General features: G+C 36.4%; 22 protein-coding genes and 1 pseudogene. All 23 read right to left on the minus strand.

Translation table 11 applies throughout. The features are described 5' to 3' along the window. Window positions 1-342 precede the first annotated feature (342 nt). A complete protein-coding gene (locus K357_RS09305; protein WP_028257323.1) occupies window positions 343-978 on the minus strand; it encodes a putative phage tail protein in 636 nt (211 codons plus the stop codon). Further along, entirely contained in the window at window positions 978-2,012 is a 1,035-nt protein-coding gene (locus K357_RS0102580; protein WP_028257324.1) for a baseplate J/gp47 family protein, read from the minus strand. Before K357_RS0102580 ends, K357_RS09305 begins: the two co-directional genes overlap by 1 nt. Then, complete coding sequence (locus K357_RS0102585; RefSeq protein ID WP_028257325.1) at window positions 2,005-2,433, minus strand: DUF2634 domain-containing protein; 429 nt, start codon at window positions 2,431-2,433, stop codon at window positions 2,005-2,007. The genes K357_RS0102580 and K357_RS0102585 overlap by 8 nt, the downstream gene beginning before the upstream one ends. After that, on the minus strand, window positions 2,430-2,852 hold the full coding sequence (locus tag K357_RS0102590) for a DUF2577 family protein (protein WP_028257326.1): 423 nt from the start codon (window positions 2,850-2,852) through the stop codon (window positions 2,430-2,432). Before K357_RS0102590 ends, K357_RS0102585 begins: the two co-directional genes overlap by 4 nt. A 17-nt stretch (window positions 2,853-2,869) precedes the next feature. After that, window positions 2,870-3,904 (minus strand): XkdQ/YqbQ family protein, encoded by a 1,035-nt coding sequence (locus K357_RS08605; protein ID WP_211218936.1) that lies wholly within the window; start codon window positions 3,902-3,904, stop codon window positions 2,870-2,872. A gap of 1 nt (window position 3,905) precedes the next feature. Then, on the minus strand, window positions 3,906-4,613 hold the full coding sequence (locus K357_RS0102600; RefSeq protein ID WP_038113445.1) for a hypothetical protein: 708 nt from the start codon (window positions 4,611-4,613) through the stop codon (window positions 3,906-3,908). Window positions 4,614-4,615: 2 nt separating this feature from the next. Next, window positions 4,616-7,414 carry a phage tail tape measure protein gene (locus tag K357_RS09865; protein ID WP_051212007.1) on the minus strand — a complete coding sequence of 933 codons (2,799 nt, stop codon included), beginning with the start codon at window positions 7,412-7,414 and terminating at the stop codon, window positions 4,616-4,618. Window positions 7,415-7,585: 171 nt separating this feature from the next. Beyond that, entirely contained in the window at window positions 7,586-7,948 is a 363-nt protein-coding gene (locus K357_RS0102610; RefSeq protein ID WP_028257328.1) for a phage tail assembly chaperone, read from the minus strand. Window positions 7,949-7,967: 19 nt separating this feature from the next. Beyond that, window positions 7,968-8,459 (minus strand): phage tail tube protein, encoded by a 492-nt coding sequence (locus K357_RS08615; protein ID WP_051212009.1) that lies wholly within the window; start codon window positions 8,457-8,459, stop codon window positions 7,968-7,970. An 18-nt stretch (window positions 8,460-8,477) separates the two neighbouring features. Further along, window positions 8,478-9,608: a phage tail sheath C-terminal domain-containing protein gene (locus K357_RS0102620; RefSeq protein WP_028257329.1), complete on the minus strand. Its 1,131-nt coding sequence runs from the start codon at window positions 9,606-9,608 to the stop codon at window positions 8,478-8,480. After that, on the minus strand, window positions 9,601-10,077 hold the full coding sequence (locus K357_RS0102625) for a phage tail terminator family protein (protein WP_028257330.1): 477 nt from the start codon (window positions 10,075-10,077) through the stop codon (window positions 9,601-9,603). The genes K357_RS0102620 and K357_RS0102625 overlap by 8 nt, the downstream gene beginning before the upstream one ends. Next, window positions 10,070-10,435 carry an HK97 gp10 family phage protein gene (locus K357_RS0102630; RefSeq protein WP_051212011.1) on the minus strand — a complete coding sequence of 122 codons (366 nt, stop codon included), beginning with the start codon at window positions 10,433-10,435 and terminating at the stop codon, window positions 10,070-10,072. The genes K357_RS0102625 and K357_RS0102630 overlap by 8 nt, the downstream gene beginning before the upstream one ends. Before the next feature lie 3 nt (window positions 10,436-10,438). After that, entirely contained in the window at window positions 10,439-10,801 is a 363-nt protein-coding gene (locus K357_RS0102635) for a hypothetical protein (protein ID WP_028257332.1), read from the minus strand. Next, window positions 10,794-11,192 carry a head-tail connector protein gene (locus tag K357_RS0102640; RefSeq protein ID WP_028257333.1) on the minus strand — a complete coding sequence of 133 codons (399 nt, stop codon included), beginning with the start codon at window positions 11,190-11,192 and terminating at the stop codon, window positions 10,794-10,796. Before K357_RS0102640 ends, K357_RS0102635 begins: the two co-directional genes overlap by 8 nt. A 33-nt stretch (window positions 11,193-11,225) precedes the next feature. Then, window positions 11,226-11,495: a hypothetical protein gene (locus tag K357_RS0102645; protein ID WP_028257334.1), complete on the minus strand. Its 270-nt coding sequence runs from the start codon at window positions 11,493-11,495 to the stop codon at window positions 11,226-11,228. Window position 11,496: 1 nt separating this feature from the next. Beyond that, on the minus strand, window positions 11,497-13,212 hold the full coding sequence (locus K357_RS09315; protein WP_051212013.1) for a phage head morphogenesis protein: 1,716 nt from the start codon (window positions 13,210-13,212) through the stop codon (window positions 11,497-11,499). Window positions 13,213-13,216: 4 nt separating this feature from the next. Further along, window positions 13,217-14,185: a major capsid protein gene (locus K357_RS0102655; protein ID WP_028257335.1), complete on the minus strand. Its 969-nt coding sequence runs from the start codon at window positions 14,183-14,185 to the stop codon at window positions 13,217-13,219. Window positions 14,186-14,200: 15 nt separating this feature from the next. After that, the gene (locus K357_RS0102660) at window positions 14,201-14,833 is read right to left on the minus strand and encodes a phage scaffolding protein (RefSeq protein ID WP_028257336.1); all 633 of its coding nucleotides are present in this window, start codon (window positions 14,831-14,833) and stop codon (window positions 14,201-14,203) included. Between the two features lie 60 nt (window positions 14,834-14,893). Next, the gene (locus tag K357_RS0102665; protein ID WP_028257337.1) at window positions 14,894-16,345 is read right to left on the minus strand and encodes a phage portal protein; all 1,452 of its coding nucleotides are present in this window, start codon (window positions 16,343-16,345) and stop codon (window positions 14,894-14,896) included. 13 nt (window positions 16,346-16,358) lie between these two features. Further along, window positions 16,359-16,796, minus strand: a pseudogene (locus tag K357_RS0102670) (terminase large subunit); the annotation flags it as partial. A 205-nt stretch (window positions 16,797-17,001) separates the two neighbouring features. Continuing rightward, the gene (locus K357_RS0102675; protein ID WP_028257339.1) at window positions 17,002-17,634 is read right to left on the minus strand and encodes a GIY-YIG nuclease family protein; all 633 of its coding nucleotides are present in this window, start codon (window positions 17,632-17,634) and stop codon (window positions 17,002-17,004) included. Window positions 17,635-17,736: 102 nt separating this feature from the next. Beyond that, a complete protein-coding gene (locus K357_RS08625) occupies window positions 17,737-18,588 on the minus strand; it encodes a PBSX family phage terminase large subunit (protein WP_081658383.1) in 852 nt (283 codons plus the stop codon). Then, window positions 18,578-19,291 carry a phage terminase small subunit gene (gene terS / locus K357_RS09760; protein ID WP_028257340.1) on the minus strand — a complete coding sequence of 238 codons (714 nt, stop codon included), beginning with the start codon at window positions 19,289-19,291 and terminating at the stop codon, window positions 18,578-18,580. The genes K357_RS08625 and terS overlap by 11 nt, the downstream gene beginning before the upstream one ends. Window positions 19,292-19,316 lie beyond the last annotated feature (25 nt).

The following is a 19,316-nucleotide window of genomic DNA, read 5'->3' on the forward strand; positions in this document are numbered from 1 at the left end:
AACTTGCATTAGAGCCTGCATTAGTATATGCAAATAGTTGTTCTTTGCCTTCGTCACCGAGTTTTGCAAACAACCCTAATTCCCGTGCAAAAAAACCAATTGTTACATTGCTATTATCAATTGTAGATATGGCTTCAATCTCACCATTTCCTAATGTATTCACTTGTGGTACACCGCCATCTAGCAGTGAGTGCTTTAACTGTGTTAATGTTTCTATCGATTCATTACTCAATACCCCGTCTCCGATAGAAATTTTTGTAAATATAACTGGTGTTTTTGTTTTAATTGATTCTAATAGCATGTTGCGACCGCTATTAGTCGTTATGATTTTTCCATAATCACTCATCGATTGCCTCCATATATTTTAATTTTGTCATAATTAATCACTGTCATACCAACATTAATGTGATCAGAACATGTAATAGTGTTATCATTCTTCGCATATTGTATTTTTTGTTTTTCAAGAACGGTAACAATGCCGCCTATATATATATCAGTACAACCTTGATACAGTTCCGCTACAACATACGTCAAATGAGCTGGCTTATATTGTTCTACTAGCTCTCGTATTTTTTCGATATAAACAGCTACATCTAATGTAATTTTAAATTCATTAGGTTTCGTATTTTCTAATACATGAGCCCCACACACTGGCACTGATTCATTAATGATTGCTTCTAACTGTTTGACAGTAATTGTTTTAGTACCTCGAATTTTAGTAAGAAGATTTGCCCTACGTTGTCTTATTGTTAAATACTTATTGGTAGTAACTCCGTACACACGCTCCCAATCATCAAGCCCCCACGTAGCACTTTCGACAAATAACTGTTTACATATATCGATAATCAAAAGCCTTTGCTTCTCGTGTTCTTCACTTAAAGTATCTTCAATGCCTTTAAAAGAACCATCATTTTTTAAGAACTTAGGCAAATAACGGAGAACATCAATTTTATACGTTCTCAATAATTCAAATATCATTACATATTCACCTCGCCCAATGTCGGCAAATCTTCATTATTAATAACAATACTTTTATCATTATTATTAATTCGCAAATTCTGATAGTCGATAGCTCCTGCGTCAATAATAAAACTACCCACTTTTGCAATCGATAATTTACTACTTGCACTATCATTAATAACTGATTTTTCAAGATCTATTAAATAGTTGGCCATCATCTTTTTAAATTTGTCTAAAGCAAAATTTTTACCCTCTATAGTAGCGGTTACATTAATTACTTTAGGTACTGCGCTAACTACAGTTACCATAGCCCCCATAGGACGAACGCTTTCAATGTAATCTCGCACTAATCTAATAAGTTCTGTAGAAGCTTGTTTAAATTCAGAATTGATAATAATAACCTTGACTGTACCGGGACCATTCCACGTGGGTATAATTTTTGCACCACCAACACCAGGAACAGACATAGCCCACTCATAATAGTGCATCTTATTACCTGATGTACCCGGATACCGAACATGCAACAAATATCGTTCACGTAAATTATCATCATTTTCTTCTTCAAACCCATCTTTTATTGGTTTTTTGTTAGTAACGCTATTAATACCGGGAATTGACATAGGAATTGTATTAATTGTATTGGGCGCTACATTGCCAATATTGCCGGTTTCAACAGCTTGCACAGTAACATCTTGACTACTATTAATCGTTACGGTTTCAAGTGTTTCAAATAGCACCCCATCAGCCGTAGAGAATTGACTTCCCTGTGGTAATACACCATGCCCTTTAACTGTTACAACTCCAGCTGCATGCGTTGCTTTCTTTCGTACTATACCTGCCTCTTTAGCGCGCATAGTTAAAAAATCACCATATGACGTATCAGCAAATGCAACTTTGTATAATTCTCCTAATTCGACATATGTTTTCATAAACTCAATTGCATTAGATGAGAATACATCATACTCAAATGTACCCTCAAACTTACTCATAGGTAATTGCGATTGCAACTGGAGGCTTTTTAAAATTTCATCTGATGTTGGAATATTAAACATTAATATTAATACCTCCATATATCGTAGTTAATTCAATTTGACAATCAACTTTATCTCCATTCGCAGTAAACTCGATACTATCAATCGACTTTATATATGGATTTACCATAAGGCACTCTATAATCACCCGTTTAAGTTCCGAATAGCGTTCACCTACGCTCATAACTTTACCTATAAACGGCTTTAACTCAATACCATAACGAGCTGAATAGGCCAGATACTGGTTCCGTTCAGTTTTAAGTGCTTTGTACACCCAAACTTTTAATGCGGCATCTCCCTCTAATATAATTCGATTGCCACCTGAATTATATTTAAATGTATCATTTTTAAAGTCCCATTCATATTCACGGAATAATGGTAAATCACTCTTACTAGCCTCGACTGTACGAGTTAACCCTGCAAAAGGATATTCTTCGCTCATAGTTTCACCACCTTTTGATCGATGTAATAAAGTTGTTCTCCTTGTCCATATACTGGGAATACGGTTACTTCATCACCCACTCGCAAGGTATCTGTCATATTAATTGTATCTGTGTAATCATTGTGGATAGCATGAGTATGACTAGCAAACTCTGCATATCCACCACCACCAGAACGAGGTTGCGTTTCGCTTATAATATGGCCTTTAGCTTCACGATGATGACCTGGTTTCCAATAATCGTTCAAATATATCTGTTCATTGGTAATATCAATATTATCAACGCGAATAACTAAATCAGGAAATGGTGATGTTACTACACCAATTCGCATACCCATAGGTTGTTCACCTTTGGCGATACCATGGATTGTATCCACCATTTTCGCCATCGAATGTGCTGCACTAGGGATATCATTTAACATATAAATTTCTACCTTTCTTATTGCGCTCTCTTTTCTTCCGAAGAATTATCGACCTTTTCTTTACTCATAAGATTTTCAAATTCAATCTCGAGTTTCATGGTATGTTGCCCATTTTTAAAATCATGAGTATCACTCTTGATCCAGAACTTGCCACTTAACTCTGTAATCACATCTCTAATTTCAACAGAATACGAGGATAAAGCAGCATAATCGCCTAAACAATCAATCACGCCTGTCCTTTCTGGCACTTTAAATATACTATTTACTTCTTCAGCCGTATTTTTGTTTTTACTTTCCTTGTAAACAGCTTGTATCATAGAATATCGTTGAATTTGGTCGTCTTTACTTTCATATCTAACAAAATTGCCTTTGTCATCAACAATCATGACTTTATTAATCATATTTTCAATAGATTCTTTAAATGATGAGTCGGTAATATTCCTATATTGGTCTATTACTAGCCCCTCAATCAATGAACCTTTCTCTATGACATCGAGCTCGTCGCCCTCCATCATAGCTTGATATTTTTTGTTGGTCTTTTTAGCTGCTTCTGTATAAGCTATAAGTATGATTTGATACCCTGACTTGTTGTTAGCAATAAAAGTAATTTTTTCTTTGGTTTCAGCAAGTTTACCTACTTTAATACCCATTTCCTTGCATACAGCCTTTGCGATATCCTCTGCTGTCATATTGGTGAATTTACGAGTAGTCTTTGATTTACTCAATATGAACATGTTGTCATAACATGTTACTGTAATTCGTGATGCCGATGTTTTGCGTTCGGTGGTATATATATTGCCAACAAATTGTACATCACCATCTTCTGAGTACCCTTTAATTGTTTCACCAATACTCACCGCATAGATGGACCAGTTTGGATCTCGTGGTTCCTGCACTAATACAAATTCAAGTTTTCTAGCTGCTTGAATACGAGAACCAGACCAGGTAATACGCTCAACTAAATGCGTAATATCATTTTCAATAGGTACTTCCGTTTTTTGGCCAGTCTTTTTATCTTTTACTGTTTTAGTGCCAATGTGTTTGATAATCATATTATTTCACCTTCAACTTTCTAAGCTGGCTAAGATTATTAATAGCTAAGCTCTTTAAGTCGTTCGATTGGATAATGCGTTCATAATGACGATAATTACCATATGCTTTTTTGGCTGCATCTAATACATCAGAACCTTTACTAAATAACGTTGCTGTTTTAAGTTTATGCGTGACTGTAGGTCTATCTTTTAGACCTGTAATATCGTCAACTGGTTTATTATCATCAGTAGCAGATGTATTAAGGTCTTTGTACTCTTTAAATGTTAGTGTGTAATACATATCTCCTGTATTTTCCTGTTTCTTGTAGGGGAATGACTGAATTCCCATCATCAAATTAATAGGGCCATCACTTATGATGACCCTAACAGGTTTCTTTGATAGTTTCCACTTTTCTATAAGATTAATAATCTCAATAGGTTTTCGATTATCCCCTACAATAAACGGATATTTTTTTGCTGGTAAAAAGCCTTCAAATGACAATGTTTTGAGCTTAGAGTTCCCGAATAATAGAACCTCACCAATTTGAGTAATATCGACAGTTTTATTGTCTTGTTCGTTACCAACTTCATATTTAACAGGAGTAACAGGCAATACAAGCCTTTCCTCATCTTGTGAAATAATAATAGTTGGTAATTCCCTTGCGTTGTTACCAAATGCAAACGATAAGAGCGATAAGGCACGCCCTATACCGCTAACGAATTTTGACATACCTATACACCTCCATAATTTGTTTCAGCCGCTCCAAACATCGAGAATAAGGAATGTGCAATGCGATCAATATCAGCTTCTTCTCTGACAACAAACGTATTACCTGTAACAGTGTAATTATTACCACCGCCCCCGGCACCGCTAAATTCTTTGGCTAACATCTTTTCAGTAGTCGCATGAGGGTAAATTCTAGATCCGCTAGGTAAATCTACAATCTCACCACCACGTTCATTGATTTCAGTCCATCCACCGTCAAAGTAAGTTGTCCCAGTTGCATGGCCTGTTAATCCTGTAATTTTTGCACCTCGTTGTTGTAAAGAACTTAATGTACTACCTAACCCCCCTAATACCTCACTAGCTTTCGCTTTTAATGGTTGCCATACATTGGTATCAAACCAACCGGCTGCCGCACTCCACACGCTTGTAATACTTTCCCATGCGCCACTAAATACGTCGACAACGCTGTCAATAGCTCCGCTTGCAAAATAATATATTGGTTGCCATACCTCATCATTAAACCAACTAGCAACAGGGCTAAATAGTGCTACAATTCCATCCCAAAGAAATCCGTATAATCCGACTATTGTATTTACAACAGGAGTGCAACTATCGACAATACTATTCCACTTTTCAGCGAACCATCCAGATATACCATCTAAATTATTAGTGATTCCATCATAGATATCTTGTCCAAACTGTTCGCCAAAAATTGCACCACCAATACCACCTAATGCACCGCCAATAGCACCGCCAACGGCCGTTCCTGCACCTGGAATAATACTGCCAATCGCAGCACCACCCATAGCACCTAATTTTGCACCAGCCAAACCACCGGCAAGGCTACCGCCAATACCTGCAGCGGTTTTCCCTTTATTATTAGAGTTGGCCATATCATATGCCCCCATGGCCAGAGTAAGTGGTAAAAATGCTTTACCGCCAGCCTTAGATAATAAGCCTCCTAATTTACTAGCACCTCTACCAAGAATGCCAAACCCTTTAGAAACACCCCTACCTAATCGGCCGAATTTACCGCCTGCAGAAGTTTTAGTCGGAACACCGCCAACATTACCTCTTTTATCTCCACTACCTAGACTATAACCACCATCATAAATGTTTTTACCATACACATAAACATTAGCACAATGAATCGAGGTATTATCGCCCATAATATTATCAGTAATACCTCCGCCTTTACCTAACATACCTGCAATACCTTTACCAGTATTCCAAAATTTCTTACCAATTTTAAAAGCACCAATACCAAGAGTGGCCAATGCAGCTGTCGATAAAATAGATGGCAATCCGTCCATTTTAGCGGTTTGTTTAACCAGTCCTTTGATAGCCGATGTAATCCCATCAATAATTGACTTTATTGTAAAACCATTTTTTTCAATGCTTTCAGAAAATCCAGTAAACCAACTATCAACACCTTGTACAATCTCTCTAAGTCCGCCAATTTTACCACTCATTAACTTAGTGGTAAATGCGTCCCAGTCACCTGACAATTGTTCTAAATCCCCTTTTAAATTATCCATGCGAATGTTAGCCATTTTCTTTGCAGCACCTGATGAATTATCGATAGAACCTGCTAACTTATCAAAATCACCATCTGATGAATTAACTAATGCCAATAACCCTGACATAGCTTCTTGACCTGCAAGCATGCCCGCCACCGCCGCTTTACTTTCTGGCGTTAATTTAGACATTCCATTACGAATATCTTTTATAATTTCTCTAAAAGATTTCATTTTGCCATTAGCATTTAAAATGTTAACGCCTAACATTTTCATAGCCTCTCCCAACTCTTTTGTAGGCTTAACAATTCTAGTCATCATAGCACGAAGTGATGTACCAGCTTCAGATCCTTTGATACCTTGATTAGCCATAAGACCTATGGCAATAGCAGTATCTTGAATGCTAAAACCTAATGCCCCGGCTACTGGAGCTGCATATTTAAATGTTTGCCCCATCATAGCAACATTAGTGTTTGAATTAGTAGCGGCTGCCGCTAACACATCAGCGAACATAGCAGAATCTTTAGCTTGTAATCCAAAGGCAGATAAGCTATCGGTAACAATATCAGAAGTCATAGCAAGGTCTTCACCAGAAGCGGCCGCTAAATCCATAATCCCCGCAATACCGTTAATCATATCGCTAGTCTTCCAACCAGCCATACCCATATACTTAAATGCTTGTGCAGATTCTAACGCACTAAATTTAGTATCCGCGCCCATTTGAATTGCCTTTTCGTTCAAGCGTTCGAATTCTTCACCACTAGCACCTGAAATCGCTTTAACCGCAGACATTTCTTCTTCGAAATCTGCATATCCTTTTACAGCATCGAATATACCGAATCCAATCCCTGCCATACCAGCCATTTGCATAGTTGTTCCAAGCATAGCGCCACTAAGTTTATTTCCAACATTTGATACGGCTCCAGACATGTTCTGCTTAACATTTACAGTCGCTGTATATACTTTACCTTTAATTCCATTGAGTTGACTTTTAATTTGTTTCACTTTAGCCGTAGCACTATCTTTAGCCGCAATTTTAACTTTGATATTACTACCAACACGCTTTAATTTAAATAGTTCACTTTCAGCCGTTTTTGTGGTCTTTGCTATACCTTGTACTGCACTAGTGGCGGTACTCATACTCTTTTCTACAGAAGATACCGCAGGGGCAAGTATCGCTGTTGAATGTGCAAGCTTCTGCGTTGATTGTTGAGCTTTTTCTATGCCTGCTATAAAACCTCTATCATTAAGAGAGAGTTCAACGCCTAATTTTTCAGTATCAGCCACCTAGTACCTCCTTTAGAGCAATTTTAGTAATTTCAATGCGTTCTCTTCTCTCTTTATCCATGGCTACACGGCACATAATTTTTTCCATTGTAGTTAAAGTAAAGAAATATTCAAACGTATGTCCTTTTAAAACTAAGTAGGCGGCAATAGCCGCCTCCCAGTCTTCTTCTATTACTTTTTTACTTCATCAGCAATAGCATGGCTAAGCTTCTTGCCACCCCCTACAGATTCAACTAAAACGGTACTAATCGCTTTCACTTCGCCAACATCAAATACTTTATCGACAATATCCATTGGTTCGATACATTCATAAGCCTGCTGTAATTCTTTATCTTTTAAATCTGGTTCAATAATACAGTTATACACCAAATATTGATCATTATTACTTTCTAAGCCAAGAGCTTCTGACATAATGGAAGCAGTAGGCTTCTTTGCTACAATTTCACCGATAGAAGTTTCAATAGTTAATTTTTGAGCTTTACGATTAATAATTTCTTCTCGTTTAGTAATTAATTCGTTAATAGAAATAGCCATAATTTTTTATTCCTTTCAATTAGTCAATAGATTCAATAAATTGAGCATCTTCAGGCGTAAAGCCGAAAGGTAATTCAGTTTCAACAACTTTACCTTTTTCAAAATTCATAAGAGGAATTTTAGTGAACCAAACATTATCAATCGTAATACGTTCTTTTTGTCCATCCACTGCATCCGGATCATCAAGTAAGCCAGTAAGAACGGTTCTAGGGTCATGGCCTGCACTCCATTCCTCTAACAACTTACGATGATTTCGATTGATAACATTTTTAATTTTAATTGTGCCCTCTCCTTTCAATGCTGTTACCTTACTGTCAACAGAGTTGCCAATAATTACATCTTCTCGTTGAGACTCAACACTAGCCTCAAAACTTTCAATTTCGAATACCAACTCACCATCAAGCCACAACTTACCATGAGAGCCGTTCCAACGACGGCGGCCACGATATTGTACATCTTCAGCAGCACGAGCGAATGTTTGTAAATCAAATGTAAACGTATCTTTATTCATGCGTATAGTTCCTTTCTATTACATTGTGAAAGTAATCTTTAAATCTTCCATAGCATCTACAAATTTAACTTTGCCTGACAAACCAATTTGAGAGCCAGTATTGTATTCGCGAATTTGCATTTCAGTCATTTGCGATACATCTTCACCTTTAATAATGGCATAATCTTTTTGGAATTGAACGTCGATATCTACTGTATTGCCTGCTCGACTATCAAGCACATTACCAGCCAATTGACCAAAATATACTAAGATAGCCCCAATGAATAACATTTTATGATTGTAATCGTTGATGTATTTACCAACATAGTACTTTTTAAATGTATCACGAATATCATCCGTAACCATGTCAACACCTTCCATGATTTTAATCTTTCGGAACTCTTCGCCTTTATCAGTTGTGAATGTTTGCAAGGAATTGCAAGCACGAGCAATTTTAACACCCTCACCATCTTCTTCATCAAATAAATGCAATTCGCCTTTATCAATGCGATCATTTAAGTCTTCATATACTTTAACAGACTCAACTTCGGTTAATTTGTAATATGTAGCCGAGCGGTCTAATGCCAATCCGGCTAAGATACCCGCAATGCGAGCCGTATATTCGATTGGAGTGTACGTTTTATATTGTGTTTGGCCTTTAGAATTTTGTCCGGTAGCCACTTTTATATCTTCCGTACAGAAGTTAACTACCCTCTCATGGTCAGATGCCACACCTCCAACGACTGCTTTTACAGTCTTACGGCTGTTATTGCATTCAGCTTTAATATACGATGCCAAATCTTGTTGCTCTTGTAGCGTGCCAGTAGGTGCTGCAATATAGTTGTATCGAATATGTTTCAACTGCTTCAATAATGTAGCTTGTGTATTTTTAGCCGCTTGCACACTTGCCTTAGGTAATGTGTATACCAAAACACGTAAAGGAGTGCCATCAAGACATTTCTTAATAAGATCTGTACAAGCTTCATCAAATACGCTATCAGGAATATCAGACACATCAGAAATCTTATATTTATTAGATGTATCCGTGCTTTCGCATTTTAAAATCAATACAACCACGCCACGTGCAGAACGTTTAATCGCTGTAATCCCTTTTGTTTTAAAGTCAATTAAGACTTGTGGCAATCCAAATTTTTCGGTTTCGTTAGCCATTAGTTACCTCCTCAATTAAATGAACACCATTAAGGCTAAGAGTAAGAGTTTCAATAACTTCATTTTGAATAAATCCTACTTCTTTATCCGTAAATGCATCTTCAAATTCTAAATTAAATATAAAGTGTAATACTTCATCTATAAATGTATGTTCAAAATTATTGATGGTTATATATCTATCATCAACTTTGATTCCTGGTCTAAACATACACTCTAAACTATCTGACATATCGTATAATTCGGCTCGTTTAATTCGACCCTGTGTATCCTCCATAGTCCTAAAAGTAATATCTATCTGTATTACTCTATTAAAATAGGTATCATCACCTATCCCATTATGTACAAACATTTCTACATAAAAATAAGGCACATTCGACTTTTCTACATTGTCAAAATATACCTTATATGTTGGATATCTACCTTTTAAAATATCTATTAGAGCTTTCTGTATATGTCTTAATTTAATCATCTAATAAGTTCCTCATAATCGTTCGGGTGTTCCGTAAAAATTTACTTTTAAACCCTACTATAGAACGATGTAACATCTTTCTACCTTTCACAAATCCACCTTTCGAAGTTCTATGCCCATACTCTACATGATTAGCATACTCTGTATTATTGTATATCTCGATAACCCCGCTATTAACAGCGGTGTGCTTCCACGCATTACGAAGTGTACCAGTATCTACAGGTGTTTTCATTTTTACATCATTAATAAGCAATTCTGCTTGTTGTGTTAATAATGTATCTCTATGTTCAGGATATTCTGCTACTATTTTTTTCCATTTAGCATTGAGCATATCAAATCCATTAATCCTTACACCCATATATTACGCCTCACTCATTCTAAATAATGCTATCTCTTGATGTGACATATACTTAAATGACGTATCAGATCTCATAACAAAGGTCTGTCCTTTATGGTGAATAGTAATGATGTCATTCTCTTTTACATCATACTCAATAGGCAACGATAGGCGTAAACAATTTTTGATCAAAAACGCCCCATCTGTAGGTTGGCCATTCATACTGGCTTGTCTCATCTGTCCTAGCTTACAAGGAATGTCTGTGTATATATCTTTCATCTCGTACACATCAGCCCCTATATCATCGGTTGTTTCTACTTGCCTTGCAATAGTACACACATCTTTATACATGTACTGGGCAAGTAGTGCACTATATGTATTACCCATTAGACCATACCACCTTACGATATAAATTTAGTTTAGACTTGATAGAATCAAAATCTTGTTCACTAATGCATCCAATTGGCGACATATCCGATATGGCCCATGTAAACTCAACATCATTTTCTTTTAATGACTTTAACGGGCCTTGTGATTGGTTCAATGTGTCCTTGCTATACTTTACAGCTAATTCCGCACCAGTATAGACCAACGAACGAGGGAAGTCTGTTCTATGGCAATAATCCATACAATCTAGTACGAACTTTTCAACAAAGAAAGAAATAGGCTCTAGGTTCTTTTTGTCCATGGTCGTATCAAGCATAAACAACATTCGTTTAGCTGTATCTGCAATACACTGTACCGCCTCTTCATAACTTATATACTTCACATTGGCCATATCCCACCTCCTTTTAGGTATTAAAAAAGCACCCTATGTAGAGTGCTTAATTTTATAGCTTTTATAATCGTTACTAAGTCCTTCTAATAAATAAAGAAAATATTTGACAGCTGCCTCTTCTTCTTTAAAATATTTCACTTCATAATCTACATATCGCTCTGTATAATATACACAAATTCCTTTCGGAGTGCTTTCTAGTACAACTCCCCCAGAACTAACCTCTGACCCATCAGCCTCTATATTATATGAAGTTTTAGAAATGCCAATTCTTGGCAAAAACTTTTGTAATTCCTTGATATTCATATCAAAATACCTCTTCTAAATATCCAGAGTTTAGATAGTGCAAAATTGGTTTATCAACTTTATACTGCATTCCACCACCTACTTGATTAAATGCGGGTGCAACAATGCCTACCTTAACCGGCAAAGGCTTTAGTACACGATATATATGCTTATTTTTAATATGTGTTTCCTCATCATAAGGCATTCCTCGATATGAGAATTCTGTTTCTAATGGAGCGACATAACTTCCTGCTACACCTCCATATCGAGATACACAATATCCGATTGGTAGCTTACTATCCCACAATTCGCCTACAGCTCCATTATTTGGTGGATACAAAGGCAGCCCCTCATCTGTAAACCATCGATTAATCTTATCTTTACCTATAGTATACTCTAGCGGTTTAAAGTCTTCAAGCTTTTTATTATCTACCACATGTTTAGCTAATCGGTACTCATTCACTTCCTTCACAAGCACCATTTTAATAAAGTTATCAGATAAATGCTTAAGGTTTTTCTCCATTCGTTCTTGATCCGTATACGTAGGTTGATCAAAATATCGAATGGCGGCTTTAACTCGATTTTCTCCAATAGAAACTTTTTCTAAATCATCAGGCATGCGAAGTGTAATTAATTTGCCATTATCTTTGAAGTGAATTGGTCTATTTTCTCTCTTCCACTCATCAAACGTCTTAGATTTATCTACATACACAGCTTTCCAATCGTCATAGTCCATATTGCGAGGTACTTTCTCATATCGCACAGGTTCTCTCTTATTAACTTTTTCAATCTTACCAATACGAGAACCACTAGTCGCTTTCTTATCTAGCGTACCTGCTATTGTGGATCTACATCGCGGATGCAGAGGCGGAACATTCGTTCCAACTTCAGCATCTGCAACAGGATATATATTGTTATCATGTTGACGGCAAGTCGAAGATGTTCGTTTATCGAGTGTTGCTATAAATTGAAAGTACTCCATATTAGCAGACTTCAAAGAGTCTAATGTAGCTTGATTATGAATATAATTAAGTTCCGTGCGAACTAATCGAACGGCATCATTTTTGCCTACTCCCATTCGTTGCTGCACTTCTTTAGCTAGATTATTAACAGATACTCCTCTATGTACACCATTCAAAATAGTATCCTGTATTGTTTTGGTGAGCTTATCAGCATTCTTCCATATCCGTTCACTATAATTTTTACCGCTCCAAGGAGTCCGTAGTATATCTTCCATATGTGCATTATCTATAGCTACTTGCAATGGTCCCTTACCTCGTTTACCTAGTTCATATGCAGAATGCAAGCGATTATCTTTATATGCAGACTTTAGAAATCCTGTAATCGATGCATTTGTCTTTTGACCTAGCTTATCAATCTCAATGAGCGTATCTCCATACAGCTTATCAAGTCTTGATATACGAGAACGCATAGAAAGAGTATTTAATTCCAGTAATGTTTTATGATTACCAGTTTCTTTATACTCTTTCATGTATTCTTCAATGTCTTTTTTCCATGTTCTAAACTCAGGACCATTGATCAGCTTCTTTGCTTTAATAATAGATATTCCATTATCATCAGCAAACTTCCCATAAAGTTGTTCGATGTTAGCTTGAATGCGTTGAGCTGACCGTTCATAATGAGCGGCTAGCTCTTTTTCGATTGTTTCACGGCTCTTTTTGTTCCATTCTTCCTCTCGTTCGATACTACGCCTTGCCCAATATGAATCAGCCCCCATAATTCTATCCTAATTTATGTACAAATTTAACGATTCGAATTTTCTTAGGATCATATACACGTTTCCAGTTTTTGCTGTCTTTTAACTCGTCACGAGATACAGACTCAACATGTGCGCGCGTTTTATTTTGCCATGCCACCCCACGTGGATGCAAAATAAATGCTTTTCGCATAATTAAATAATCAATACCAGACCCTTTCTTTTCATCGCGATCAACTGCTGCTTGTTTTAATCCTACTGGATTACCCACACCATATGCGATAGCACCTTCACCAAATAAGTACGTTGTATACTTATCTGTATCTACAGGGCAACCATCATCTACAATGACACGACGGCCCATATATGTATCAAATGATACAGCATCAGACTGGCGAATTGTTTGTATTAAGTTCAATTTATCTAAGTAGGATCTAGTTGCAGAATGCATAACAACTGCGGTTAAAGAATTTCGAGCATCCCCCATCAATTGCATTGCATCGATAAAAGCCTCTCCTGAAAAGTTAGCCGCTTTACCTACTCCATCTGTAATATTTAGTACATGCCCTGTCATACTAGCGGATGAAAATACCCCATCAAGAATATTTAATAATTCTTTTTGATGATCACGAGCCCAAAACCCCGCAGTTAAATCGCCAATAGCTTTCATAGGGTCAGTACCAGATAATTGAGCTGCTAAATCTGTAGAACTCCACATTTTAGCACGGCGAATTGTAGTGGATGTATCTTGATTAGATGTAATTTTATCAGCCGTAAGGTCTTGCCCTTCAATTATATCTTCAGAATCGCCTGTTAAATCATTAAAGAATGGCATGTTATGTACTTGTGCTGGTTCACTTGCTAACTGGTCAAATTGAGAGTCGCGAGTAAGAATGCCAGATTGAAAAATAGAGGATAATTCCTCTGTACGATTTACCACATAATCTGTAAAAAACGGTGTAGGATTAATAATATCTTGTAACGTTGTTCCCATAAGTTACCTCCTGAATTAAAAGTTAATTTCAACGCCTGCTTCACTTGCTAATTGTTTAGCCTTTACAGGGTCTTTTGAGAATAATTTAGCTTGTTGCGTTAGATTGTAATGTTCTTTAGAGAATGGATTGTTTGTGTGTGTACCGCTACCCTTATTAGGGTCATATTTAAATTTAGGATCACCTTCAGGTTTAAACAAGAACGATTTAGACGTCTTTAATTCTTTTAATTGTTCTTGTAAACCAGTTACTTTGCCATCTTCACCAAGAATAAGCTTAGACTTATCAATCAAATTAGCTACGAGTTCAGCGTCCTGAGCCGTATCTCCGATTGCTAGTTGAACAGCGGTTGATATTTTTAAATTCTTCAAATCTTGCTCCGCTTGTAAAGCATTCGCTTTATTTTCGGCTTGCAATTCAGTGATTTTTTCTTTTAGTGCTGTAATATCACCTTCACTATCCTTTAATGTTTTCAGCTGTTTATCACGATCTGCAACAGCATTTTCAAGGTTTTTCTTTTCCGCGTTTACCTCATTAAAACGCGACTTCGGTACATATTCACCATCGAGAAATTCTTTAAATTGTTTTGTCGCTTCGTCAATTTTATCCTCTGCGATACCCAATTTTTCTAATAGTTCCTTGAATGTCATATGTTTTCTCCTTCCGGTTTTTACCGTGGTTCACCTGCCACGAGTTACTAGAGATTTAATTTATATATATGACGATTGGTCTTTTTCTTCATCATTGTCATGGTCGTTTATAGAGCCATCGTCATGATGTTCATGTTGCCAATCATCATAAATATCATTGTTAGATTCTGCCTCTTCGGCTTTAATTTGTTTAAGTTCCTCGTTGACATCTTCAACAAACGGATGATGTGCAAGAATGCTGCGTTTAGATATAACCCCCATGGATTGTGAGCACATATTAACTAAATCACTATCGTTCTTAACTGATGTACGAGTCCATGTTTGTGTGACGGTTACCTTATCATTACCGTGGAATCTACAAATAGCACGAATAAGCTGATTAAACCCCAATTGAAACTCCGTTTCCATCATGCCCGCTTTTAATTCAAGTAACGTGTACAAGAATTTCATAGCTTCACCACTTGTGCCATCTAATCCCTGTTGCTGTGGATCCACGCCTTGCCCCATGTCAAAAATAGCTTTACGAGTAATATTGAGAAGTTCCTTACGTGCCTCAATCGGAATATCTATTGTTAATGTTGAAATACCGCTTCTATCATCTGGCCCTGTAGAATCCATTTGAATCGCCTTATATTTTTTCATCCCATTCAAGAACTCTGCCAAATCTTCACCACCATAGTTAGTCAGTACGAATATAACTTCTTGCACATCTTCTAAATCATTCAAGAATCCGCTATAAGTTTTATCATATACATCAATAAGTTTCTTAATACGGTTTAAATCTGGCGTATATGTAGCATTGTTAGCAAATGGGATAAACGGGACGGCTCCCATATTGTGAGGCATAGTATCTACTTTTGCCATTGCACCAGTAGGATCAATCATTGTAAATGCTAAATAAGGTTGAATTCGGTCTACTATATCCCAACTTCGGATAGAAAAGGCTTGTACCTCCTTATCGTTCCAAAATTCATAGACTGTTATATTTTCGCCCACTTCGTTTGTATCTTCATACACTCTAAATACGCCCTCTAATTTAGTATTAATATGATTATTCCATATTGGGACTATTTGAGTTGCTGAAACAGTAACCCATTGAAATTTATTATCTTCATCTATCCAATAATGAACCCATGCTATGCCGCCGTTTGTCGCTTTAACAGATAAATCTTTGCACTTCTTCTCATAAGCATCCCCCAAATCGTCAAGGATTGCCTTGTTTAATGTGTCATTTTTAACGTCAAATATAGGTGGTGCTGTAAACATGTATGCTGTTTTTTGATCTACTAACAATGGATAAAAAGAATAGGCGATACGATTATCTGCTTGATGCATGGGATTAAACGTGTCGCCTTTTTGTCTTGCTTCTTCCTGATTTTTAGGTTTTTCTTTTAAGTAATTAATATCATTGTCTACATTATAATAGCGTTCAGATACCCTTGTTTGTGAAATAACGTTGCTATGTCCAGGTATATGCTTTTTTATTAATTTCTTAATTAATTCAATATCCAATCTATCACCTTCCTTATTTCAATATACGAACACCTTTTCGCCCATCAAATTCTTCCATAGCATACCTCATGGCATCCATCAAATGGTTAAAATCATCAATCGGTTTATTTATCGTATTATCGAACTTGTCTTTATCCCACGTATAATTGCTAATCTCTGTAATAAAATTAACGCACCTAGGGTGAATAATAATTTTATAGTCTTGAATAATAGCAATGCCAGCACGAATTGAGTCAGGTCCTTTTTTTGCTGCCCTAATTCTACTAAGTCCAGCCTTACGTAAATACGCAATCGTTTTAGGTTCAGCGTTATCTGCCTTAATCCGTTCTTTTGCATAGCCCATCTCTATTACTTTATTAAGGATATCTTCATTACTCATACCCTTTTCATACATCTCATCAAATACATATATTTCACGGGCTACAGTATCAACCAGTCCACAAAATAATGTACTAGGGTCGTTTACATCCTATATACCCTCTGTTTCCAGATATTTGCTTTAGGGAGTAGACTATCTCTTCACCTCGTAGCACGAGGTGTCTAGCACTTCGGGATGAGGAGTTTCACATCATCCCTACTTCCTTACGGAATAGTCGTTACACTTTCAAAAAAAGGATTACAAACTTGTAATCCTTTTTGAGCTTAGCACGGTATTGTCATGTATTATCGATATATTTCCAGTGATAACCACCAGTCCTTTTTCTTTTCCCTTTGCAAACTCTTGTTATATGGGTTGCTTTTAATCCATATTTATCGCTTGCTTCTTTTATTGAATTAAAAATTTCATTAGTCTCAACACATAAAACCTTGCAAGTATAATGAGAATTTCTGATGTTTTGTATTTTTTCACTACTCACATGTTTCATGCCTTTTCTCGACACGCTCCACTTCAAACGTTGCTCTTCTGAATGATGTTTGCCAAAGAATGGATTTCCCTTACCTTGATAATTATTTTTTTTTGTATTACTCATTTTAGACTTAGCTTCATCTGTATGATGGTATCCTGTTGTATTTAAAAAGCCGCCTTCACATTGGTTGTATCCATAAGGAATTAAGCAATTTTCTTTTTTTATCCAATATTTTTCTGCTTCGTCTAATTCTGATTGTGTTTTACAAACTTCAACAACACTAATTTCAAAGTTTTCTAATCCATTACTGTTTATATCTTTACCAACAGGGCTAATAGAGCTCTTTTTTAAATGCTCCTTCATCCTTTCATCTAAAGTGCGAACTGTCTGTCCTATATAGACTTTACCGTTTATTAAATTTTTAATTCTATAAATAATCATGTACATCACCTCATGATTATTATATATTATTTAGGGTCTTTTGTATATCCAATAATATTTAGATTTTCACCGTTAGCACGTATTTATACGCACACCTTGTATTTACAAGTTCACTAGATTTTCAATATACATCACTGTATAAGGAGGCTTAATAATTAACCCAAAGTCCATTCCGAATGCGGATTTCACATTTGATCTTATTGATATTTCATGTACATCAAATACCTTTTCTTCCCAATTCTCAAAAACTAGCCCTTCAACGATACCCCACTCACCAAGCCCAGCAGTTCTATAGCGACGAGGATTCTTTTTCATTTCTTCAAAAAGTACCAAATCAGAACTGGATAAAAATTCATTGCACATATAATTTGTTGTCATCGCCAGTACATTATTACTAGGCTCGTCAAAAAATCGTTTTTTAAGCCAGTGCCTATCAGACCAAGGATTGAAAGTGAGTACTACTTGGTGATACATTCCCTCAGGTAGCTGGCCACGAATTGATTCGTCTAATCTATCAAATGCTTCCTCACTCATAACCTCATAAGCTTCCTCTATCCACAGTCTACACAGACTCCCTACATCTACTGTAATAGAGGTTACTTTTAGTGGATCATCAAGACCACGGAACAATATTTTTTGTCCTGTGTGTTTATATGTAATTTCCAACGGCGACGTGCTGCACTTAAAAAAGTCATCCGCTTTCAATCGATGGATAGCCCATTTTAATTGTGCATAACAACTATCACGTAATGTGCGTTCAACTTTTCGGACTACTAACCAGTTTATGTTTGGATTTTCAATAATTTCAGTAATAACTTTCAATGATTGAGTTGATGATTTCTTGCTTGCACGACTGCCTTTAACAACTTTATAGCGGCCTTTAAATCTCCAAAATGCCCCATATCCCTTACCTACTATGTCAGGTAGATATATTTTCTCGCGATCAGTCTTCAATCAAATCACCGCCTACAATAATAGGAACGAGCATTTTATTATGTTCGTTTTGTTGCTTAATAACAGTAACTTCATTTTTAAGTTTATCAATGCGTGCTTTTTGCTCTTCGGTTGCTAATTCACTTCTGCATAATTCGTCATACTGCTTAATCATCTTAGTAAGTGTATCCATTGCTCTTGATTGTGCTTTAAGAAACTTCTCCATACGAATATCCGCAGTTATTGTATCTACATGCTTTTCAATTCGTTTAGTGTTGCCAAATTTGTCGCTTTCTTCAACTGTTTGAGTAACGCTTTCAATCTGTTTGTCTGCACTTTCATTTTCAATGAACATTATTTTTTGTGCCCGTATAATCGCAGCATACTTAATACAAATATTCCCCCATAGAATTTCTATAGGGGATATTGTTTCAATTTCTTCAATTACGCTAATCATATCAAGCGGCAAATATTTAGCAAATAAGCCATGTTTTAATGCATTTTGACTTCCAATCGGTGGCCCGCCTTTATTGCCTAATGCATTGTTATTACCAAAAGGAGCTCCTATTTTTTTCTTTGGTTTTGGTTTAGTTTTAGAGCGTTTCCAGCCATGCCGCTTACGCCAAGATTTAACCGTTTCGATTGATACGCCGTATTTCTTAGCTATCTCTTTATACGTGATAAACTTTTTATAATCTTTCTCGGCTGCTTCATAATTCTTCACATTCTAAAACCTCACCCCCTCTGCA

The sequence above is a fragment of the Veillonella montpellierensis DSM 17217 genome, assembly GCF_000426745.1.
Classification (GTDB): domain Bacteria; phylum Bacillota; class Negativicutes; order Veillonellales; family Veillonellaceae; genus Veillonella; species Veillonella montpellierensis.

Bases quoted from the DNA above. Each gene is read 5' to 3' on its own strand.
- K357_RS09305 (WP_028257323.1), bottom strand. From the start codon at position 978: ATGATATTTGAATTATTGAGAACGTATAAAATTGATGTTCTCCGTTAT.
- K357_RS0102580 (WP_028257324.1), bottom strand. From the start codon at position 2,012: ATGTTTAATATTCCAACATCAGATGAAATTTTAAAAAGCCTCCAGTTG.
- K357_RS0102585 (WP_028257325.1), bottom strand. From the start codon at position 2,433: ATGAGCGAAGAATATCCTTTTGCAGGGTTAACTCGTACAGTCGAGGCT.
- K357_RS0102590 (WP_028257326.1), bottom strand. From the start codon at position 2,852: ATGTTAAATGATATCCCTAGTGCAGCACATTCGATGGCGAAAATGGTG.
- K357_RS08605 (WP_211218936.1), bottom strand. From the start codon at position 3,904: ATGATTATCAAACACATTGGCACTAAAACAGTAAAAGATAAAAAGACT.
- K357_RS0102600 (WP_038113445.1), bottom strand. From the start codon at position 4,613: ATGTCAAAATTCGTTAGCGGTATAGGGCGTGCCTTATCGCTCTTATCG.
- K357_RS0102610 (WP_028257328.1), bottom strand. From the start codon at position 7,948: ATGGCTATTTCTATTAACGAATTAATTACTAAACGAGAAGAAATTATT.
- K357_RS08615 (WP_051212009.1), bottom strand. From the start codon at position 8,459: ATGAATAAAGATACGTTTACATTTGATTTACAAACATTCGCTCGTGCT.
- K357_RS0102620 (WP_028257329.1), bottom strand. From the start codon at position 9,608: ATGGCTAACGAAACCGAAAAATTTGGATTGCCACAAGTCTTAATTGAC.
- K357_RS0102625 (WP_028257330.1), bottom strand. From the start codon at position 10,077: ATGATTAAATTAAGACATATACAGAAAGCTCTAATAGATATTTTAAAA.
- K357_RS0102630 (WP_051212011.1), bottom strand. From the start codon at position 10,435: ATGGGTGTAAGGATTAATGGATTTGATATGCTCAATGCTAAATGGAAA.
- K357_RS0102635 (WP_028257332.1), bottom strand. From the start codon at position 10,801: ATGGGTAATACATATAGTGCACTACTTGCCCAGTACATGTATAAAGAT.
- K357_RS0102640 (WP_028257333.1), bottom strand. From the start codon at position 11,192: ATGGCCAATGTGAAGTATATAAGTTATGAAGAGGCGGTACAGTGTATT.
- K357_RS0102645 (WP_028257334.1), bottom strand. From the start codon at position 11,495: ATGAATATCAAGGAATTACAAAAGTTTTTGCCAAGAATTGGCATTTCT.
- K357_RS09315 (WP_051212013.1), bottom strand. From the start codon at position 13,212: ATGGGGGCTGATTCATATTGGGCAAGGCGTAGTATCGAACGAGAGGAA.
- K357_RS0102655 (WP_028257335.1), bottom strand. From the start codon at position 14,185: ATGGGAACAACGTTACAAGATATTATTAATCCTACACCGTTTTTTACA.
- K357_RS0102660 (WP_028257336.1), bottom strand. From the start codon at position 14,833: ATGACATTCAAGGAACTATTAGAAAAATTGGGTATCGCAGAGGATAAA.
- K357_RS0102675 (WP_028257339.1), bottom strand. From the start codon at position 17,634: ATGATTATTTATAGAATTAAAAATTTAATAAACGGTAAAGTCTATATA.